Source organism: Bradyrhizobium quebecense (genome assembly GCF_013373795.3).
Taxonomy (GTDB): domain Bacteria; phylum Pseudomonadota; class Alphaproteobacteria; order Rhizobiales; family Xanthobacteraceae; genus Bradyrhizobium; species Bradyrhizobium quebecense.
The window spans coordinates 669,432-686,596 of the sequence record NZ_CP088022.1; the positions used below are offsets into that span (position 1 = coordinate 669,432).

Here is a 17,165-nt window from a genome sequence, read left to right on the forward strand (position 1 = left end):
CACATTATCACTTCACCCGCCTCAGCGTTGGGCGCTGGCCCTCGATCGAGGCCCGCACGTGGGCGCGCGCGCGGGCGAGGCGGGACATCACCGTGCCGATCGGCACGCCCTGGATGTCGGCGACCTCCCGGTAGCTCATGCCCTCCAGCATCACGAGCAGCAGCACCGAACGCTGCTCCTCGACCAGTGTCGACAGCGCGCGCTCGATGTCGCGTCCCTCCGCCTCGGTGCCGCTGGCGTCGGCATTGTTGTCGAGCAGCGGCATGAAGGCCGGCCGCCGCGCCAGCGAGCGCCTCCGGTTCTTGTTCAGATTGGTCAGGATCGTGTACAGCCAGCTCCTGACGTCGCCGCCGAGAAACAGCCGCTCCGAGCGCAGCGCGCGCACCAGCGTGTCCTGCACCAAATCATCGGCGATATCCGTGTCACGCACCAGCGCCCGCGCATAGCGGCGGAGCGCTGGAATCATGGCTTCGACACTTTGACGAAACGCGGTCATGCATCCCAGTCTTCGATGGTTGCGGCGATAGCCGCCTTGCTCAACATAACACCCTAACGGCGTGGCTATTCCGGTTTGCGCCGACCTGCGCGCATAGCAGCCTCGGGTGCGGCCGATTTGGGCTTGTCGCCAGCCAAAGTGCTGGTGTACCTCCGGGCCAGAAAAATTCGAAGCGAATGCCTGTGCCAACGATCTACTACATCCGCCACGGCGAGACCTCATGGAACGCCGAAGGCCGGCTTCAGGGCGTGCAGGATATTGCTCTCAACGAGCGCGGCCGCGCCCAGGCGGCACATGCCGGCCGCATCCTCGCCGATCTCCTGGCGCGCGATGGCCGTGACAAGACGACGCTGCCGTTCGTCGCGAGTCCGCTGCTCCGGGCGCGCGCGACCATGGAGCTGGTGCGTACCGAGCTTGGCCTGCCGCCGGGTGACTACGCCCTCGACGCGCGGCTGCGCGAGATCGCCTACGGGTCGTGGGAGGGCTCGACGCTGGCGCAGGCGCAGGCCGCCGACCCCGTCGTCTATGCCCGCCGCCTGGCCGAGAAGTGGATGGTGGCGCCGGAGGGCGGCGAGAGCTATGTCGACGTACAGGCGCGGATGACCGAGTGGTACGGCTCGGTGGCGTCGGATACGGTCGCCATCGCACATGGCGGCACGGCGCGGGCGCTGATGGTGGCGCTCGGCTTCGAGACCCCGGCCTCTGCGGCCGACCTCACCATCGAGCAGGGCGCGGTCTACGTGTTCAGCGCGGCGGGCCTGCAGAAGTATAGTTAAGGGCGCCCGGCCAGCCACGTCCCTGGGTTCATGAAACCCGTTTGACGCTGCCGACCCTGCGCGTTACGACACGCCATGTCCTTCAATACTTTCGGCCATATGTTCCGCGTCACGACCTTCGGCGAGAGCCATGGGGTCGCGATCGGCTGCGTGGTGGACGGCTGTCCGCCGATGATCCCCCTGACGGTGGAGGAGATCCAGCACGACCTCGACCGCCGCCGGCCGGGCCAGTCGCGCTTCACCACCCAGCGCCAGGAGCCGGATGCGGTGAAAATCCTGTCCGGCGTGATGGCGCATCCGGAAAGCGGCGTGCAGGTCACGACCGGGACGCCGATCGCGCTGTTGATCGAGAACACCGACCAGCGCTCGAAGGATTATTCCGAGATCAAGGACAAGTTCCGCCCCGGCCATGCCGACTTCACCTATGAGGCGAAATACGGCCTGCGCGACTACCGCGGCGGCGGGCGTTCCTCTGCGCGCGAGACCGCAACCCGCGTCGCGGCCGGCGCGATCGCGCGAAAAGTCCTGCCCGAGGTGAAGGTGCGCGGCGCGCTGGTGCAGATGGGGCCGCACAAGATCGACCGCGAGAAGTGGGACTGGGACGAGATCGCCAACAACCCGTTCTTCTGCCCCGACAAGGACAAGGCGGCGTTCTTCGAAAGCTATCTCGACGGCATCAGGAAGAGCGGCTCCTCGATCGGCGCCGTCATCGAGGTCGTCGCCGAGGGCGTGCCAGCCGGGCTCGGCGCGCCGATCTACGCCAAGCTCGACAGCGATCTCGCTGCGGCGATGATGAGCATCAACGCCGTCAAGGGCATCGAGATCGGCGCCGGCTTCGGCGCCGCCGAGCTCACCGGCGAGGAGAATGCCGACGAGATGCGGACCGGCAACAACGGAACGCGTTTCCTGTCCAACCATGCCGGCGGCGTGCTCGGCGGCATCTCGACCGGCCAGCCGGTGGTGGTGCGCTTTGCGGTCAAGCCGACGTCCTCGATCCTGACCACGCGTCGGACCGTGGACCGCAAGGGTGCTGATACCGACATCCTGACCAAGGGCCGTCACGACCCCTGCGTCGGCATCCGCGCGGTGCCGGTGGGGGAGGCCATGATGGCCTGCGTGCTGGCCGATCATTTTCTGCGCGACCGCGGGCAGACCGGGCGCTGATCCCCTGTATAGTGGAGATCACCGGATCGGGTGCTCGCCTGGGGAATGCCATGAACGCGTCGGAGCTTCGGGACATCATCGAATGGATGATCGGCGGCGCGCGATCGGCGCCGACCCCGCCGCAGATGATGGCGGAATGCTGCGAACGCCTGGTACGGGCCGGGCTGCCGCTATGGCGCGTCGGCGTCTTCGTACGCACGCTGCACCCCGAGATCTATGGCCGCCATTTCTTCTGGAAGCCCGGCGCCGAGGTCGAAACCGGCACCGTCGATCACAATATTCTGGACACCCCGGAATTTGCCGTCAGCCCGCTGTCGATCGTCTTCAAGCAGGGCGTTGAAGTGCGTGCGCGGCTCGACGACCCCGCCAGCAAGCGCTTTCCGATTGTCGTAGATTTGCAGGCCGAGGGCGTCACCGACTACATCGCGGTGCCGCTGGTCTATACCGACGGCTTCGCCAATGCCTCGAGCTGGACCACCAGGCAGCCGGGCGGCTTCACCGAGGAACAGCTCGACGCGATCCGCTCGATCACTGTCCCGCTGGCGCGCTACATCGAAATCATCACGCTGCGCCGCACCGCAACGCTGCTGCTCGACACTTACGTCGGCAACCGTGCCGGCGAGCGCATCATGGGCGGCCAGATCAGGCGCGGCCACGCCGATACGATGGATGCAGCGATCTGGCTGTCCGACCTGCGCGGCTTCACCGCGCTGTCCGACCGCTTGCCGGCCGAGACCGTCGTGGAGATCCTCAACCTCTACTTCGATTGCCAGGTTACCGCGATCCGCGACCATGGCGGCGAGGTGCTCAAATTCATGGGCGACGACCTGCTCGCGGTGTTCCCGGTCGACGAATATCTCGGCGACGAAGTGCAGGTCTGCTCGCGGGTGCTGGAGGCGGCACGCGCGTCCCGCGCCGGGGTCGAGGCGCTGCAATTCCCCAATGGCGACGCGGTCGAGCGCTTCCGCTTCGGCGTCGCGCTGCATCTCGGGCGCGTGCTCTACGGCAATATCGGCGGCGGCAACCGGCTCGACTTCACCTGCATCGGTCCGGCGGTCAATCTCGCCGCGCGGCTCGAGAAGATCGCCGGCCGCCTCGGCCGCACCGTGGTGGCCTCCGAGCGCTTCGCCGGCATTCACGACGGCGGCTGGAGCGATCTCGGCGAGTTTCCGATCGCGGGATTTGCCAAGGCCGAGCGCGTCTACGGCCTGTTCGACGAGGCGCCGATTGCGGCTGCCGGCTAGCGGCTGCGTGCGGTGACTGACAAGGACGCGCAACATCGCACCGGGATCGCGCTGGTCGTCGCGGCTGCGGCGGCCTGGAGCACTGCGCCGTTCTTCACGCGGCTGCTGCACTTCGATTCCTGGACCATCCTGTTCTGGCGCGGGCTATTCGGTGGCGGCGCGATCGCGCTGTTCGTGGTCGCCACGCAGGGCTGGCGCGGTGCGCGCGATCTCGTCGTGTTGCCGGCGAGCGGATGGCTGGTGGCCGGGCTCTCGACCTTCGGCATGGTGACGTTCATTCCGGCGCTGCAACTGACCAGCGTCGCCAATGTCGCCATTCTCATCGCGATGCAGCCGTTTGCGGCGGCCGCGATCGCCCGGCTTTGGCTCGGTGAGCGGGCGCGGCCCGGCACATTGCTGGCGAGCCTTGTCGCGCTCGCGGGTGTGGCGATCACCGTCAGCGGCGCCGGCGGCATCGCGGATTACAGGGGCATCGGCCTTGCCTGCGTGATGGTGCTGGCGATTTCGCTGATGACGGTGGTGATCCGGCGGCGCAAGGCCACGCCGATGATCGCCGCCGCGGCGCTCTCGAACTTTCTCGGCAGCGCCGTGAGCTTGCCGTTGGGGCAGGGCATCGGCGCGGTCACCGGCGCCGATCTCGGCGTGCTCGCGATGTTCGGCGCGTGCCAGGTCGGTCTCGGCCTCACCCTGTTCACGGTCGGCTCCCGATTGCTGCCGTCCGCGCAGGCCTCGCTGATCGCCACCCTCGAAACGCCGCTGATGCCGTTCTGGGTGTGGCTGGCGTTTGCCGAAGTGCCGTCGCTCCGCGCCCTCATCGGCGGCGCGCTGGTGATGGGAGCGGTCGTCGCCGACATCGTGGTCAGCCAGCGGGCCGAGCCGGTGCGGCGGTGACGCCTGCTATTCTTCCGGCTCAGTGGTGAACAGCAGCGGATAGCCCTTGGCGCGGCCGGCGTCGGTAGCGCGCGTCGCCTTGGTCTCGGCGACATCCCTGGTGAACACCGCGACCACGCAGACGCCGCGCTGGTGCGCGGTCAGCATCACCTTGTAGGCCTGGTCGTCGGTCATGCGGAATTCGCCCTTCAGCACGGTGACGACGAATTCGCGCGGCGTGTAATCGTCGTTGACCAGGATCACCTTGTGCAGGCGTGGCCGCTCGACCTTGGTCTTGGTCCTGGTTTTCGGCTTGACGACGGTATCGGGCATCGCACTCCCTCGCGATTGCCCCGTAAGAATACCGTCTTCCCGCACATGTTGGAACCGTTCGATTTGCGCGGCGTCATTGCGGCAACGGCACGGCGCGTTGCCTCATGCGTGGCAGTGATGTCCAGCCTGCAAGCGTCGAACTTGCAGGTCTCTAACTTGCAGGCCTCTAACTTGAATGTGAAGGACAGATGATATCTGCGCTTTTCGCCGCCCGATTTGCGTGTCACCATGACAGGACACGACGGGAGGGCCGCAATGCGCTGGTATGTCTCGATCGGAGCGGTGCTTGTCGCGGGCATGTTGGCCAGCGGCGATGTGGCCGGTGTTGCCGCGCCCGGCCCGGGAACACAGACAGGCCGGCTGGCCGAAAAGGAATCCACGCCGAGCGTCGACATCGAGTTGATCATCGCGGTCGACGTCTCCTACTCGATGGACATGGACGAACTCGCGATCCAGCGCGAGGGCTATGCGCAGGCGATCGTTTCCAAGGAGTTCCTGCAGGCGCTGAAGGCCGGCCCGAACGGCAAGATCTCGATCACCTATTTCGAATGGGCGGCCTCCAACGACCAGAAGGTCATTATTCCCTGGCGGGTGATCGACGGCCCCGAATCCGCCGATGCGGTCTCCGCCGAGATCATGAAGACGCCGGTGCGCCGCGCCTCGCGCACCTCGATCTCGGGCGCGATCTATTTCGCGATCCCGATGTTCGACGAGAATCCGCATCGCGGCCTGCGCCGCGTGATCGATATCTCCGGCGACGGCCCCAACAACAACGGCACGCCGATCACGCCTGCGCGCGATGCGGCGCTCGACAAGGGCATCGTCATCAACGGCCTGCCGATCATGGTGAAGGAGCCGTCCTACTCGACGATGGATATCGAAAATCTCGACTACTACTACGAGGACTGCGTGATCGGCGGGCCCGGCTCCTTCGTGGTGTCGATCAAGGATCGCGAGAAGTTCAAGGAAGCGATCCGCACCAAGCTGCTGCTCGAGGTCGCCGGCCGCACCCCCGAGCGCCCGATCGTGCGGACCGCCGAGAAGGAGCCGCGGGTCAGTTGCACGATCGGCGAGAAGATCTGGCAGGATCGCTGGGGGCGATGACGACGACCACGATGCTTCGTAGGGTAGATTAGCCGAACGGGTCCGCGCGAAGCGGCCCGATGACAGGCTCCGGCGTAATCCACCATATCTGCGGCCACGAAGACGGCGGTTTACGCTTCGCTAACCCCCAGTACAAATCTCTCGAACGTCGCTCTCGAGTTCGCGGAGCGTCTGCATCGCGGCCGTGTGCTCCGCGGCGCCGATCTGCCGCCACACTTCGGCAACGCGCCCGGCGAGGCCGCGAACGGTCACCGGAAAATTCGTCGCCTGCGCCAGCGCACCCTTTTCGTTGATCAGATACTGCCCGTTCAGTGCAAACAGCACCTGCGCGATACACGCCAGCGCGCGATAGGCGCAGCCGGCGATATGCGTGCTGTCGCCGCGCGGCAGCGCAAGCCCGGCACTCTCGATCGCGAACAGGATTTCCCATTGAAAGCGCCGCACCAGCGCATCGCGCAGGGTGGACGGGTAGGGCGCGGTCCTCGCCCTCAGCGCCGCGATGAGGCCATCGGGATCATGCAGGGCACGGCACAGCGCAACCTCGCCCATCCAGATCGCCGAGCAGAAGCCGTGCGGATGGCCCGGCTGGTAGTGCATGCTGACCTCGCCGTTCCGACAGGCATCGATCACCATCGTGACCTGGTCGATGCTGCGGTAGAGCAGGTCGACCTTGCGGCCGCCGATCGCAAGCCAGGCGCCGCCGATGATCCACGGGCCCCAACCGCCGACCGGCGTCACATGGGCAGCGGTGGGATCATCGACCAGGCCGGTCACCACCGCGCGCAGCCGATCGATATCCGGAGCGGCGTTATCCCGATAGTAGAGGCCGAGATCGGTGTCGGAGGCCTCAAGCGCCGTGCCGCGCGCCCGCGAGCCGCCGAGCACGATGGCGGCGACGCCCGGGACGCCAGCAAGGACGGGAATGATGCGCGCGAGCAGCGGATCGTGGGACATGCGATGCAGATTATAGCGAGACCGCCGCGGGCTGCGATAGTCGCAGCGTTGTCTCAGCGTGCGAAGCGCGCCACCAGCTCGACATGTGGGGTGTGGCGGAACTGATCGACCGGGGTGACGCTAGCGATCTTGTAGCCGCCATCGATCAGGATTTTTGCGTCGCGCGCAAACGTTGCGGCGTTGCAGGACACCGCGACGACCACCGGCACCTTGCTCGCCGCAAGCTGGGTGACCAGCGCCTGCGCGCCTTGCCGGGGCGGATCGAACACGACGGCGTCGTAGTCGCGCAATTCCTGCGGCATCAGGGGGCGGCGGAACAGGTCGCGCGCCTCGGCCTTGAGCGGCTTCAGTCCCGGCGTCGATTGCGCAGCCTTCTGCAGTGCCGTGATCGCGCCGGCGTCGCTGTCGAAGGCCGTGACCCGCGCCTTCTCGGCGAGGCGGAGCGCAAACGGGCCGCCGCCGCAAAACAGATCGGCGATGTGCTTGGCGCGTCCGCAATGCTCGTGAACCAGCGCCGCAAGCGTCTCCTCGCCCTTGACGGTCGCCTGCAGGAACGAGCCCGGCGGCAGCACGACCTTCACCTTTCCGATCGCAATCTCGGGAGAGCCGCGCTGCAGCACCAGCTCGCCATGCCGAGTCAGGCGTGTCAGCCGGTGTTTCTCGGCGACCCGCGACAGAGCGGTGATCAGGCTGGTCGGCAGCGCACCGGAGCCGCGCACATCGATGTCGAGACCATTGAGGGTCGCGGTCACCTGGATATCGAGCGGCTTGCCGATCGAGATCAGCGGCTCGGCTGTGGCCCAGGCCGCCTCGAGCGCGCCGTCGAGCGCCGGATCGAGGATCGGACAGCGGTCGACCGGGATGATGTCGTGCGAACCGGCCGCAGCGAAGCCGACCTTGAGCACCTCATGGGTGCCCATGCGTCCGTGCAGCGTGATGCGGCGGCGGCCGGCGCCATGGGCGTCGAGCAGCGGCGCGACTTCGGCCGCGACCTTTGCCTGAGCCAGCGTCTCGACCACGATGTTGCGTTTCCAGGCGCGGTAGGGCGCGTCATTCCAGTGCTGGATCGCACAGCCGCCGCAGACGCCGAAATGCGGACAGAACGGCGTGATCCGCTCGGGGCTTTCCTGCGTCACCCGCACCAGTCGCCGCCGGTCGGGATGATTGCCCGGAACCTCTTCGACCTCGACCGTTTCGCCGGCCAGCGTGTAGGGCACGAAGATCGACTGCGCGCCGTCGATCGCGACACCGTCGCCGCGATGGCCGACATGGTCGATGGTGAGAAGCTCAGCCACGGCGCGCACCGAGGAAGAATTCGATATTGCCGTCGCCGCCGGTGATCGATGACGGGAACACCTGAATGTCGGTGCAGCCGAGCGAGGCAGCAAAGGCGGCGATATCGTCGCAGATCTCCTGGTGCACCATCGCGTTGCGGATGACGCCGCGCTTGGCGTGTTTGCGCGCCGCCTCGAATTGCGGCTTGATCAGCGCCAGGAGATGCATCGGCGCTGCCGCCAGCGACAGCGCCACCGGCAGCACCAGCTTTAGCGAGATGAAGCTGACGTCGATCACGACGACGTCGGACCGCGCCGGCAGCCGCTTGCCCTCGAAATTCCTGATGTCGGTCTCCTCCATGGAGACGATCTTCGGATGCCCCTGCAGCGAGGGATGCAGCTGGCCGTGGCCGACATCGATGGCGAACACGAGGCTCGCACCATTGGCGAGCAGCACCTCGGTGAAGCCGCCGGTCGAGGCGCCGACATCGAGGCAGACATGGCCCTCGACGTCGATCGGATAATGCTCGAGCGCGCCGGCGAGCTTGACGCCGCCGCGCGAGACATAGGGATGCGCCGGCTCGGCCGTGAGTGCGGCGCCGGGCGCGACGAGTTCGGATGCCTTCGCAATTGGCTTGCCGTCGGCGGTGACGAGGCCGGCGTCGATCGCGGCGCGCGCCCGGGCCCGGCTTTCGAACAGGCCGCGCTCGACCAGCAACACGTCGATGCGCTTGCCGGCGGATGCATTGTTGTCGTTGTCGCCTGCCTTGGTCACGTGCTTGGTCACTTGGCGCCCTGCCGGAGCTGCGCGGCGGCGAGCCGCACGCAGGTCTCGAAGGAGGTGAGGTCGTGCCAGAGGTCGGCCGCAGGCTCCCTCGGCGTCACCAGCGGACTGCCGTGCAGCTCGAGCGCATGCATCATCATCAGATTGTCCGGCAAGCCAAACTCTTCCACAGTCAGTCCCTCCGCGTCGATCAGGCGTCCGTCGGATGCCGGCACGACCTGCTGCAGCCGCGCCACGCGATTGGCGTAGGACGTGGGATCGTTCGAATAGGCGAGGCACAGCTTGCCGCGTCCCGCCATGTAGCCGAGTTCGTAGACGGTGCCTGCGTCGGCACTGGGGCCGCGAAACGGCGTCAAATTGGCGATGACGGCGTCGGCTGACTCCATCATCGCCTCGTTGCTTTTGAAGATGGTGAGTGAAGCGCCAGCGGCTGTGGGATTGATGCTGTTGTCGAGCGGATAGAGTCCGGTGAGCCCGTGATAGGCGCACACCTCCGCCTTGCGGCGGCCAATTTCCACGGCATCCGGCAGGAACACGTCAGGACCTGCCAGATAGATTTTCATGGACTTGCCGCGGCTAGAGCGTTTTCGAGCGAAGTGGACACCGGTTCGCGTGAAGAAAACGCGTCCAAAGAAGAACCTGGAGCTTCGGTTCTGATTCAATCAGAACCGAATATGCTCTAGTGGGCGCCGCCCGAAGCGATTACGCGAGCTTGACGGTCTCGGTCTTGTAGTCCTTGCCGAGGGTCTCGAAGACCTTGGCAACGATGCTCTTGGCGTCGAGACCCGCGCGGGCATACATCGCCGCCGGCGAGTCGTGGTCGAGGAACACGTCGGGCAGGATCATGGAGCGGAACTTGAGCATGCCGCTGTCCAGCATGGCGTTATCGGACAGGAACTGCATGACATGCGAGCCGAAGCCGCCGATCGAGCCTTCCTCGATGGTGATCAGGATCTCGTGGTCGCGGGCGAGCTTCATGATCATCTCCTCGTCGAGCGGCTTCATGAAGCGCGCGTCGGCGATCGTGGCGGAGAGGCCGTGGGCGGCAAGCTCGTCGGCAGCCTTCTCGCACTCGGCGAGGCGGGTGCCGAACGACAGCAGCGCGACCTGCTTGCCCTCGCGGACGATGCGGCCCTTGCCGATCTCCAGGGGAATGCCGACTTCCGGCATTTCGACGCCGCGGCCTTCGCCGCGCGGATAGCGCAGTGCGCTCGGACGATCGTTGATCGCAACCTGCGTCGCCACCATGTGAACCATTTCCGCCTCGTCGGAGGCCGCCATGATCACGAAGTTCGGCAGGCAGCCGAGATAGGCGTTGTCGAACGAACCGGCATGCGTCGCACCGTCGGCGCCGACCAGGCCGGCGCGGTCGATCGCGAAGCGGACCGGAAGGCTCTGGATCGCGACGTCATGGACCACCTGGTCATAGCCGCGCTGCAGGAAGGTCGAATAGATCGCGCAGAACGGCTTGTAGCCTTCGGTGGCGAGGCCGGCGGCGAACGTCACCGCGTGCTGCTCGGCGATGCCGACGTCGAACGTGCGGTCCGGGAACGCCTTGTTGAAGATGTCGACGCCGGTGCCCGACGGCATCGCCGCGGTGATGGCGACGATCTTGTCATCCTTCTGGGCTTCCTTGACGAGGCTCTGGCCAAACACGTTCTGGTAGGCCGGCGCATTCGGCTTGGCCTTGGCCTGGGTGCCGGTCGCGACGTCGAACTTGACGACGGCGTGGTACTTGTCGGCGGAAGCCTCGGCCGGACCGTAGCCCTTGCCCTTCTGGGTAACGACGTGAACCAGGATCGGCCCGGTCTCCATGTCGCGGACGTTCTTCAGCACCGGCAGCAGATGGTCGAGATTGTGGCCGTCGATCGGGCCGACATAATAGAAGCCGAGCTCCTCGAACAGCGTGCCGCCGTCCATCATGAAGCCGCGGGAGTATTCCTCGACGCGGTTGGCGCGGTTGGCGAGGATCTTCGGCAGGCGCTTGTTGATCTGCTTGGCCGCTTCGCGCAGCGAACGGTAGGTCTTGCCGGAGTAGAGGCGCGACAGATAGGCGCTCATCGCGCCGACCGGCGGGGCGATCGACATGTCGTTGTCGTTGAGGATCACGATCAGGCGCGAGTTCATCGCGCCGGCGTTGTTCATGGCCTCATAGGCCATGCCCGCCGACATCGCGCCGTCACCGATCACGGCGATAACGTTGTTCTTGCCGCCGGAGAGGTCGCGCGCCACGGCCATGCCGAGGCCGGCCGAGATCGAGGTCGAGGAGTGCGCGGCGCCGAACGGATCGTAGTCGCTCTCGGTGCGCTTGGTGAAGCCGGAGAGGCCGCCGCCGGTGCGCAGGGTGCGGATGCGGTCGCGGCGACCGGTCAGGATCTTGTGCGGATAGGCCTGGTGGCCGACGTCCCAGATCAGGCGGTCGCGCGGGGTGTCGAAGATGTAGTGGATGGCGGTGGTCAGCTCGACCACGCCGAGGCCGGCGCCGAAATGGCCGCCGGTCACCGACACGGCGTCGATGGTTTCCTGGCGGAGCTCGTCGGCAACCTGCCGCACCTGCTCGACCTTCAGCTTGCGCAGGTCATCCGGCGTGTGAATAGTGTCAAGAAGCGGCGTCTTACTAAATGTGGTCACAGCGAATTTCCAATTTTTGCCTGTCGGAACGAACGGCCCGACGCGAGATGGGTTGGCGCGCTCACCGCGCAGCGAATGCCAGACACTGGGTGCCGTCCCGGCAGGCCCTGCCTGGTTGTAAGCCTAGATTCACTCCGGATTGGACCACGTGATATGCATCACCTTGGTCGCTCTTCACCCGTCCCGGTTCAGTTTTGTCGAACCATTTGAGATGCATGCCGCCCGAAAAATTCGGGCCGCCCGCCACCCTCAAATGCCCATAGAACTGGAAGCATTACACCAAAGCCGTAGCCAAAGCCAACCCGATAGGGGGCGCAGGGTTCCTATGCGCTGTCCTGAAAAACCTAGACTTTTCAATGCTTGGGCCGGGGACGGGTTCCATTTTTGCTAATTTAGCGGGGCCGGGACGGTCCGGATCGGCCTGATTCGCAGCCGCACCCGATCGCCGCGGTCGCCCCGCGGCGTGGTCGATCAACGGAAATGCGCAGCAACAAATCGCGCGCCGAGGCGGACATCCTGTCGCATCGGCGCCTTGTGGCGCTACTGCACGTCGAGCGGCTCGGTGCCGGTCGGCTGGCCCGAGGCGTCGGTGGTGATCTTGTCGACGCGGGCTTCGGCCTGGCGCAGCAATTCCTCGCAGCGCCGCTTCAGCGCCTCGCCGCGCTCATAGATCGAGACCGATTCCTCAAGCGGGACCTTGCCGTCCTCGAGCCGCTTGACGATCGATTCGAGTTCCTCGATCGCGCGTTCAAAGGAGAGCTTCTTGACGTCGGCTTGAGCGTTTTCGGCCATTATGTGTTCCCGGTGCGCCGACCAGACCGTGATCGGATATTGTCGTCCAAACATGACCTGTCGCAGGCCATGCTTGCCCCGGCGCAGAATCAATCGAATTTTTGCGGGGGTATTGTGGCGGGGATTTACCCGCCCATCAATGCGGTGACGTGAGATGCCACCGACTCTTTCAGGCCCTCGAGGTCGTAGCCGCCCTCCAGCACGGAGACGACGCGGCCGCCGGCGCTCTTGTCGGCGAGGTCCATCAGCTTGCGCGTGACCCAGCCGAAATCCTCCCCGGTCAGGTTGATCGAGGCCAGCGGATCGCGGTGATGCGCGTCGAAGCCTGCCGAGATGACGACGAGCTCGGGGGAAAACTTCTCGAGCTGCGGCAGGATCAGATTCTCGAAGGCGGAGCGGAATTTGGCGCCGCCGTCGCCGGGCGCCAGCGGCGCGTTGACGACGGTGTCGTGCTCGCCGCGCTCGCCTGAAGCGCCGGTGCCGGGGAACAGCGGCATCTGATGCGTCGAGCAGTACATCACGGTCGGATCGGCCCAGAAGATATCCTGCGTGCCGTTGCCGTGGTGAACGTCGAAATCGATGATCGCGGCGCGCTTGATGCCGTATTTGCGCTGCGCGTGACGCGCGGCGATCGCGACATTGTCGAAGAAGCAGAAGCCCATCGGTGTCGATTTCTCGGCGTGATGCCCGGGCGGGCGCACCGCAACGAAGGCGGTCTGGTGCGCGCCGGTCATCACCGCATCGGTCGCCGCCACCGCGCCGCCGACGCCGCGCATCACGGCTTCCCAGGTGCCCGGCGACATCGAGGTGTCGCCGTCGATATAGATCATGCCGGAGGTCGGCGCGATGTGGCGCAGCTCGCCGACATAGTGCTCGCCATGACAGAGCAGCACGCTGTCGAGGTCGCCTTCCGGTGCGAGGTCGCGCACCAGCGCCTTGAAGCGGTCTTCGCCAAGTACCTCGGCAACCGCGCGCAGCCGGTCGGGGCGTTCGGGATGTCCGGGTGGGGTCAGGTGTTCGAGGCAGGCGGTGTGCGTCAGAAGCAGTGTCATGCAAATTCCCGGCGCATTGGGGGCGCGTGCGAGGAGCGTCTAATTTAGGCCGTTACCGGCTCGCCGGAAAGGCCTGTCTCCGCCCCACGGATGTTCCATGCCCGCACTTCAATTGATCCGCTCGATCCGCTTTCCGGCCGCCGGGCCGACCGGGCTGTTGGCCTTGAAATAGGCATAGAGCGCATCGACGTCGTAGATGCCGAACTGCTGCGCCGTTCCGTCCTTGAACACCGTGAAGCCGTCGCCGCCCTCGGCGAGATAATGGTTCACGGTGACGCGATAGCCCGCGCCCGGATCGATCGGCTTGCCGTCGAGCGACATCCGCGCGGCGATGATGCGCGCGCCGTCGGGCTTGCTCGCATCCCACGCATAGGCAAAGCCCTTTGAGACCTGCAGGGCGCGCGGCCGTTTCGGGTCGGCCCATTGCTGCTCCAGCACGTCCTTGAGCTGCTTGCCGGTCAGCGTCATCGTCACCAGCTGGTTACGGAATGGCTGGCTGGCGAAGATGTCGGCATAGGTGACGGCGCCGTCCTCGCGCTTGACGATGTCGGTGCGCACGCCGCCGGGATTGGTGAAGGCGATCACCGCGCCGCCATTCGGCTCCGAGCTGGTGGCAAGCAGCTGCGCGTCGGCGACGATATCGCCGAGCGGGCTTTCGCCGGTCTCGGCCGGCGTGCGCGACAGCGTTTCCGTCACCGAGCCTGCCGCGCGGTTGGCGATCGGCGCGGCGAGCCGGTCGTAGGATTCGAGCAGCGCGCTCTGCTCGGGATCCTTGGCCGTGCCGCCGATCTTCACGATGGTGTTGTCGGCCTTGGCGCCAATCACGTCGTGGCTGTTCGGATCGAGCTGAAGATCGATCGCGGTGACCAGCGTGCCGTATTTGTCGCCTGATGTGACGAGCCGTCCGTCGATCTCGCAGACATAGGCCTGGTGGGTGTGGCCGGAGATCACGACGTCGACGGCGCGATCGAACTTCTTGACGATATCGACGATCGGCCCCGAGATGCCGGGGCATTCATTATAGTCGCCGGTCGGAAAGCCGCCTTCGTGGATCAAGACCACGATCGCCTCGACGCCCTTTGCCTTCAGCTCGGGGACCAGCGCATTGACGGTCTCGGCCTCGTCGCGGAATTCCAGGCTGGCAACGCCGGCCGGCGATACCAGGTTCGGGGTGTTCTTCAGCGTCAACCCGATGAAGGCCACCGGTATGCCGTCGAATTCCTTGATCTCGTAGGGCGGAAACACCGGCTTGCCAGTGGTCTTGTCGATCGTGGAGGCGGCGAGATAGCGGAATTTGGCCCCCAGGAAGGGATGCGGCCCCTGGCATTTGTCGACCGGGTGGCAGCCGCCATTCTGCATCCGCAGGAGCTCGTCCTTGCCCTCGTCGAATTCGTGGTTGCCGACCGACGAGATCGCAAGCCCCATCATCGACAGCGACTCGATAGTCGGCTCGTCGTGAAACATCGCCGACAAAAACGGGCTCGCGCCGATCAGGTCGCCGGCCGCGACGAAGATGTTGTTGTTGTGGCCTTCACGCAGCTGCTTGACGACGGTGGATAATCGCTCGGCGCCGCCGGCGGGCACCATGATCTTCCTGGTCGCATCAGCGGGATCGGTGATGCGGATGCCGCCCGGCGGCGGCCGCAGATAGCCGTGGAAATCGTTGATCGCGAGAATGCGCAGGCTCACCGGCGCTGCGGTCTGCGCCTGGCAGGGGCCTGCCGCGGCCAGTCCGAGTGCGCAGAGCGCGGCGAGGGGCGTAGGGCGGGGCTGTCTCATGACCTGTCCATGGCGTGCACGATCATGGAACACACGATCACGGCGCGACGCCACTACAATTTTGCGACGCTTCGTTTCAATCCTTCGTGCGCGCCATGAAGGCCTTGAAGGCGCTGACCGCCTCGTTGGAGCGCATCCGCTCGCTGAACAGATGGTTCTCCTGCTCGATGCGGCGGGTGACGTCCTCGGGCGGCAGCCGGATCAGGCGTCGCGAGATCGCCACCGCCTCGGCCGGCAGCGCGCAGATCTCGCGCGCCACCTTGTGCGCCTCGACCTCGGCATGCCCCGGCGCCACCACGGTGTTGACGAAGCCGGCGACGCGGGCGTCGTCGGCCGACATGGTGCGGCCCATCACCAGCATCGCGAAGGCGCGCTGATGGCCCATCATGCGCGGCATCAGCAGGCTGGAGGCGCCTTCCGGCACCAGGCCGAAATTGGAGAACGGCGTCGAGAACAGCGCGGCCTTGCTCGCCAGCACATAGTCGCAGTGAAACAGCATCGTGGTGCCGATGCCCATCGCGACGCCGTCGACAGCGGCGATGATCGGCTTCACATTGTGGGCCAGCGAATACAGGAACTTGACCAGGCCGGAGGCGGGCGGCGTCTCGCCGGTCGAGGTGCCCTGCGCGAGCAGGTCCTCGATGTCGTTGCCCGCGGTGAACACGCCGGAGCCGCCGGTGATGATCAGGCAGCGGATCTTCGGATTGTTCTGCGCCTTGTCGATCGCATCGCTGATCGCGCGAAACATCTCCTGGGTGATCGCGTTCTTCTTCTCGGGCCTGCGCAGCCGGATCACGCGTGTGGCGGCTTCGTCGGTGACTATGACATGCGCGGTCATCAAGCAGTCCCAGAGTAAGCGGTCCGAGTGTCGGCCGGCAGCGTCGCCGGTGGAGGTCGTGACTGCTATCCTACATGATCCCGTGCAAGCCCCAAGGGCTCCAGCGTGTTCTGCTCTGCTTTTCCCCGTGGGCGAGCATGAGAACGGCGCAATGCAGTTAACCGGATTTCGCGATTTGCAGGGCGCCGGCCTCGCAAGCCGAACCGGCGCCGTCGCATGTAACCCTGCATCGTGCTCCGCTCAGCCGCGCCCGACGAACGAGCCGATGCCGCGGCCGACCTCCACGCCGTGATGAAGTAGGGCGCCGAGATGATCGCCGGGGACCGACATCGCATCAAGGCCGTTCTCCGCGGCAAAGCGCTGCATCGGCACATGCGGTGCGTCGTCCTGTCCGTTCCAGAGCAGTACCGGCACGCGTGAGGACAGCACGGCGTCCCTGGCGCCATCGATCTGGCCGAGCGCATCGAAGCAGGCGCGCACGCCGCCCTCGAGGTCGGACGTTACCCATCCCGTGAGCTGCGGCGCGGTACGGCGCGCAAACGTCATGAAGGCGCCATACGTCAGCGGGCCGGCGTTGCCGCGCGGCAGTCCGGTGAGGAAGTCCCAGCCGCCGATTGCCAGCGACGCCAGCCGGGTCGGGAAGAACCGGGCGACGCCCACCGCGACCCAGCCGCCCATCGAATGTCCGACCACATGGGCGCGCTCGTGGCCGAGATCGTCGATCACGGCGACGATATCGCCGGCACGTTGTTCCTGATCGTAGAATTCGGGATCGGCGGGCTTGTCGCTCAGGCCATGTCCGAGCGAATCGACGCAGACGACGCGGAAGCGATCGGCGAGCGCGTCGACCACGCCGCACTGCTTCCAGCTGGCGGCGTTGAGCAGCAGGCCGTGCTGTAGCACGATCAGCGGCCCGGACCCTTCAACGGTGTAATGGATGCGCTGGCCCCGATGATTGGCGAATGGCATGTCTGGAGTTCCCCACGTTTCACCTGAGGTGAGCGCGGAGGCGCCGGGATTCAAGACCTTGTTCCGGATCGGGAACCGATCCGCATCGCCGCCCGATCGCGTGCG

General features: G+C 66.0%; 17 protein-coding genes. 5 read left to right on the forward strand and 12 right to left on the reverse strand.

Going from position 1 to position 17,165, the window contains the following annotated elements; all coding sequences use genetic code 11:
• Positions 1-7 precede the first annotated feature (7 nt).
• A complete protein-coding gene (locus HU230_RS03340) occupies positions 8-496 on the reverse strand; it encodes a sigma-70 family RNA polymerase sigma factor (RefSeq protein ID WP_173641402.1) in 489 nt (162 codons plus the stop codon).
• Positions 497-672: 176 nt separating this feature from the next.
• Here HU230_RS03340 and HU230_RS03345 point away from each other — a divergent pair, with 176 nt between their 5' ends.
• The 4 genes from HU230_RS03345 (at position 673) to HU230_RS03360 (ending at position 4,571) form a co-directional block, all read left to right on the forward strand.
• Complete coding sequence (locus HU230_RS03345; RefSeq protein WP_176532929.1) at positions 673-1,272, forward strand: histidine phosphatase family protein; 600 nt, start codon at positions 673-675, stop codon at positions 1,270-1,272.
• A gap of 75 nt (positions 1,273-1,347) precedes the next feature.
• Positions 1,348-2,436: a chorismate synthase gene (gene aroC / locus HU230_RS03350; protein WP_176532928.1), complete on the forward strand. Its 1,089-nt coding sequence runs from the start codon at positions 1,348-1,350 to the stop codon at positions 2,434-2,436.
• Between the two features lie 50 nt (positions 2,437-2,486).
• Positions 2,487-3,680: an adenylate/guanylate cyclase domain-containing protein gene (locus tag HU230_RS03355; RefSeq protein ID WP_176532927.1), complete on the forward strand. Its 1,194-nt coding sequence runs from the start codon at positions 2,487-2,489 to the stop codon at positions 3,678-3,680.
• A gap of 12 nt (positions 3,681-3,692) precedes the next feature.
• Positions 3,693-4,571, forward strand: coding sequence for a DMT family transporter (locus HU230_RS03360; RefSeq protein WP_176532926.1), 879 nt, complete (start codon positions 3,693-3,695; stop codon positions 4,569-4,571).
• Positions 4,572-4,577: 6 nt separating this feature from the next.
• Here HU230_RS03360 and clpS read toward each other — a convergent pair whose 3' ends face one another.
• Entirely contained in the window at positions 4,578-4,883 is a 306-nt protein-coding gene (gene clpS / locus HU230_RS03365; protein WP_021076758.1) for an ATP-dependent Clp protease adapter ClpS, read from the reverse strand.
• Positions 4,884-5,138: 255 nt separating this feature from the next.
• Here clpS and HU230_RS03370 point away from each other — a divergent pair, with 255 nt between their 5' ends.
• Positions 5,139-5,987: a DUF1194 domain-containing protein gene (locus HU230_RS03370; RefSeq protein ID WP_173641407.1), complete on the forward strand. Its 849-nt coding sequence runs from the start codon at positions 5,139-5,141 to the stop codon at positions 5,985-5,987.
• Between the two features lie 120 nt (positions 5,988-6,107).
• Here HU230_RS03370 and HU230_RS03375 read toward each other — a convergent pair whose 3' ends face one another.
• From HU230_RS03375 to HU230_RS03420, 10 genes are all read right to left on the reverse strand, one after another.
• Entirely contained in the window at positions 6,108-6,941 is an 834-nt protein-coding gene (locus tag HU230_RS03375; protein ID WP_176532925.1) for a nucleotidyltransferase domain-containing protein, read from the reverse strand.
• A gap of 53 nt (positions 6,942-6,994) precedes the next feature.
• Positions 6,995-8,236 (reverse strand): class I SAM-dependent RNA methyltransferase, encoded by a 1,242-nt coding sequence (locus HU230_RS03380; RefSeq protein WP_176532924.1) that lies wholly within the window; start codon positions 8,234-8,236, stop codon positions 6,995-6,997.
• Positions 8,229-9,002 carry a TlyA family RNA methyltransferase gene (locus HU230_RS03385; protein WP_224942940.1) on the reverse strand — a complete coding sequence of 258 codons (774 nt, stop codon included), beginning with the start codon at positions 9,000-9,002 and terminating at the stop codon, positions 8,229-8,231. Before HU230_RS03385 ends, HU230_RS03380 begins: the two co-directional genes overlap by 8 nt.
• Positions 8,999-9,562, reverse strand: coding sequence for a nucleoside 2-deoxyribosyltransferase (locus HU230_RS03390; RefSeq protein ID WP_176532923.1), 564 nt, complete (start codon positions 9,560-9,562; stop codon positions 8,999-9,001). Before HU230_RS03390 ends, HU230_RS03385 begins: the two co-directional genes overlap by 4 nt.
• 139 nt (positions 9,563-9,701) lie before the next feature.
• Positions 9,702-11,630 (reverse strand): 1-deoxy-D-xylulose-5-phosphate synthase, encoded by a 1,929-nt coding sequence (dxs, locus tag HU230_RS03395; protein ID WP_092124734.1) that lies wholly within the window; start codon positions 11,628-11,630, stop codon positions 9,702-9,704.
• 540 nt (positions 11,631-12,170) lie between these two features.
• Positions 12,171-12,422 (reverse strand): exodeoxyribonuclease VII small subunit, encoded by a 252-nt coding sequence (locus tag HU230_RS03400; RefSeq protein WP_176532922.1) that lies wholly within the window; start codon positions 12,420-12,422, stop codon positions 12,171-12,173.
• 125 nt (positions 12,423-12,547) lie between these two features.
• Complete coding sequence (locus HU230_RS03405; protein WP_176532921.1) at positions 12,548-13,474, reverse strand: histone deacetylase family protein; 927 nt, start codon at positions 13,472-13,474, stop codon at positions 12,548-12,550.
• A gap of 108 nt (positions 13,475-13,582) precedes the next feature.
• A complete protein-coding gene (locus tag HU230_RS03410; protein WP_176532920.1) occupies positions 13,583-15,253 on the reverse strand; it encodes a bifunctional metallophosphatase/5'-nucleotidase in 1,671 nt (556 codons plus the stop codon).
• A gap of 76 nt (positions 15,254-15,329) precedes the next feature.
• Positions 15,330-16,091 carry a crotonase/enoyl-CoA hydratase family protein gene (locus tag HU230_RS03415; protein ID WP_176532919.1) on the reverse strand — a complete coding sequence of 254 codons (762 nt, stop codon included), beginning with the start codon at positions 16,089-16,091 and terminating at the stop codon, positions 15,330-15,332.
• Between the two features lie 240 nt (positions 16,092-16,331).
• On the reverse strand, positions 16,332-17,060 hold the full coding sequence (locus HU230_RS03420; RefSeq protein ID WP_176532918.1) for an alpha/beta fold hydrolase: 729 nt from the start codon (positions 17,058-17,060) through the stop codon (positions 16,332-16,334).
• Between the last annotated feature and the right edge of the window lie 105 nt (positions 17,061-17,165).

Coding starts and splice junctions, on each gene's coding strand:
- HU230_RS03340 (WP_173641402.1), bottom strand. CDS start 496: ATGACCGCGTTTCGTCAAAGTGTCGAAGCCATGATTCCAGCGCTCCGC.
- HU230_RS03345 (WP_176532929.1), top strand. CDS start 673: ATGCCTGTGCCAACGATCTACTACATCCGCCACGGCGAGACCTCATGG.
- aroC (WP_176532928.1), top strand. CDS start 1,348: ATGTCCTTCAATACTTTCGGCCATATGTTCCGCGTCACGACCTTCGGC.
- HU230_RS03355 (WP_176532927.1), top strand. CDS start 2,487: ATGAACGCGTCGGAGCTTCGGGACATCATCGAATGGATGATCGGCGGC.
- clpS (WP_021076758.1), bottom strand. CDS start 4,883: ATGCCCGATACCGTCGTCAAGCCGAAAACCAGGACCAAGACCAAGGTC.
- HU230_RS03370 (WP_173641407.1), top strand. CDS start 5,139: ATGCGCTGGTATGTCTCGATCGGAGCGGTGCTTGTCGCGGGCATGTTG.
- HU230_RS03375 (WP_176532925.1), bottom strand. CDS start 6,941: ATGTCCCACGATCCGCTGCTCGCGCGCATCATTCCCGTCCTTGCTGGC.
- HU230_RS03390 (WP_176532923.1), bottom strand. CDS start 9,562: ATGAAAATCTATCTGGCAGGTCCTGACGTGTTCCTGCCGGATGCCGTG.
- HU230_RS03400 (WP_176532922.1), bottom strand. CDS start 12,422: ATGGCCGAAAACGCTCAAGCCGACGTCAAGAAGCTCTCCTTTGAACGC.
- HU230_RS03405 (WP_176532921.1), bottom strand. CDS start 13,474: ATGACACTGCTTCTGACGCACACCGCCTGCCTCGAACACCTGACCCCA.
- HU230_RS03410 (WP_176532920.1), bottom strand. CDS start 15,253: ATGAGACAGCCCCGCCCTACGCCCCTCGCCGCGCTCTGCGCACTCGGA.
- HU230_RS03415 (WP_176532919.1), bottom strand. CDS start 16,091: ATGACCGCGCATGTCATAGTCACCGACGAAGCCGCCACACGCGTGATC.
- HU230_RS03420 (WP_176532918.1), bottom strand. CDS start 17,060: ATGCCATTCGCCAATCATCGGGGCCAGCGCATCCATTACACCGTTGAA.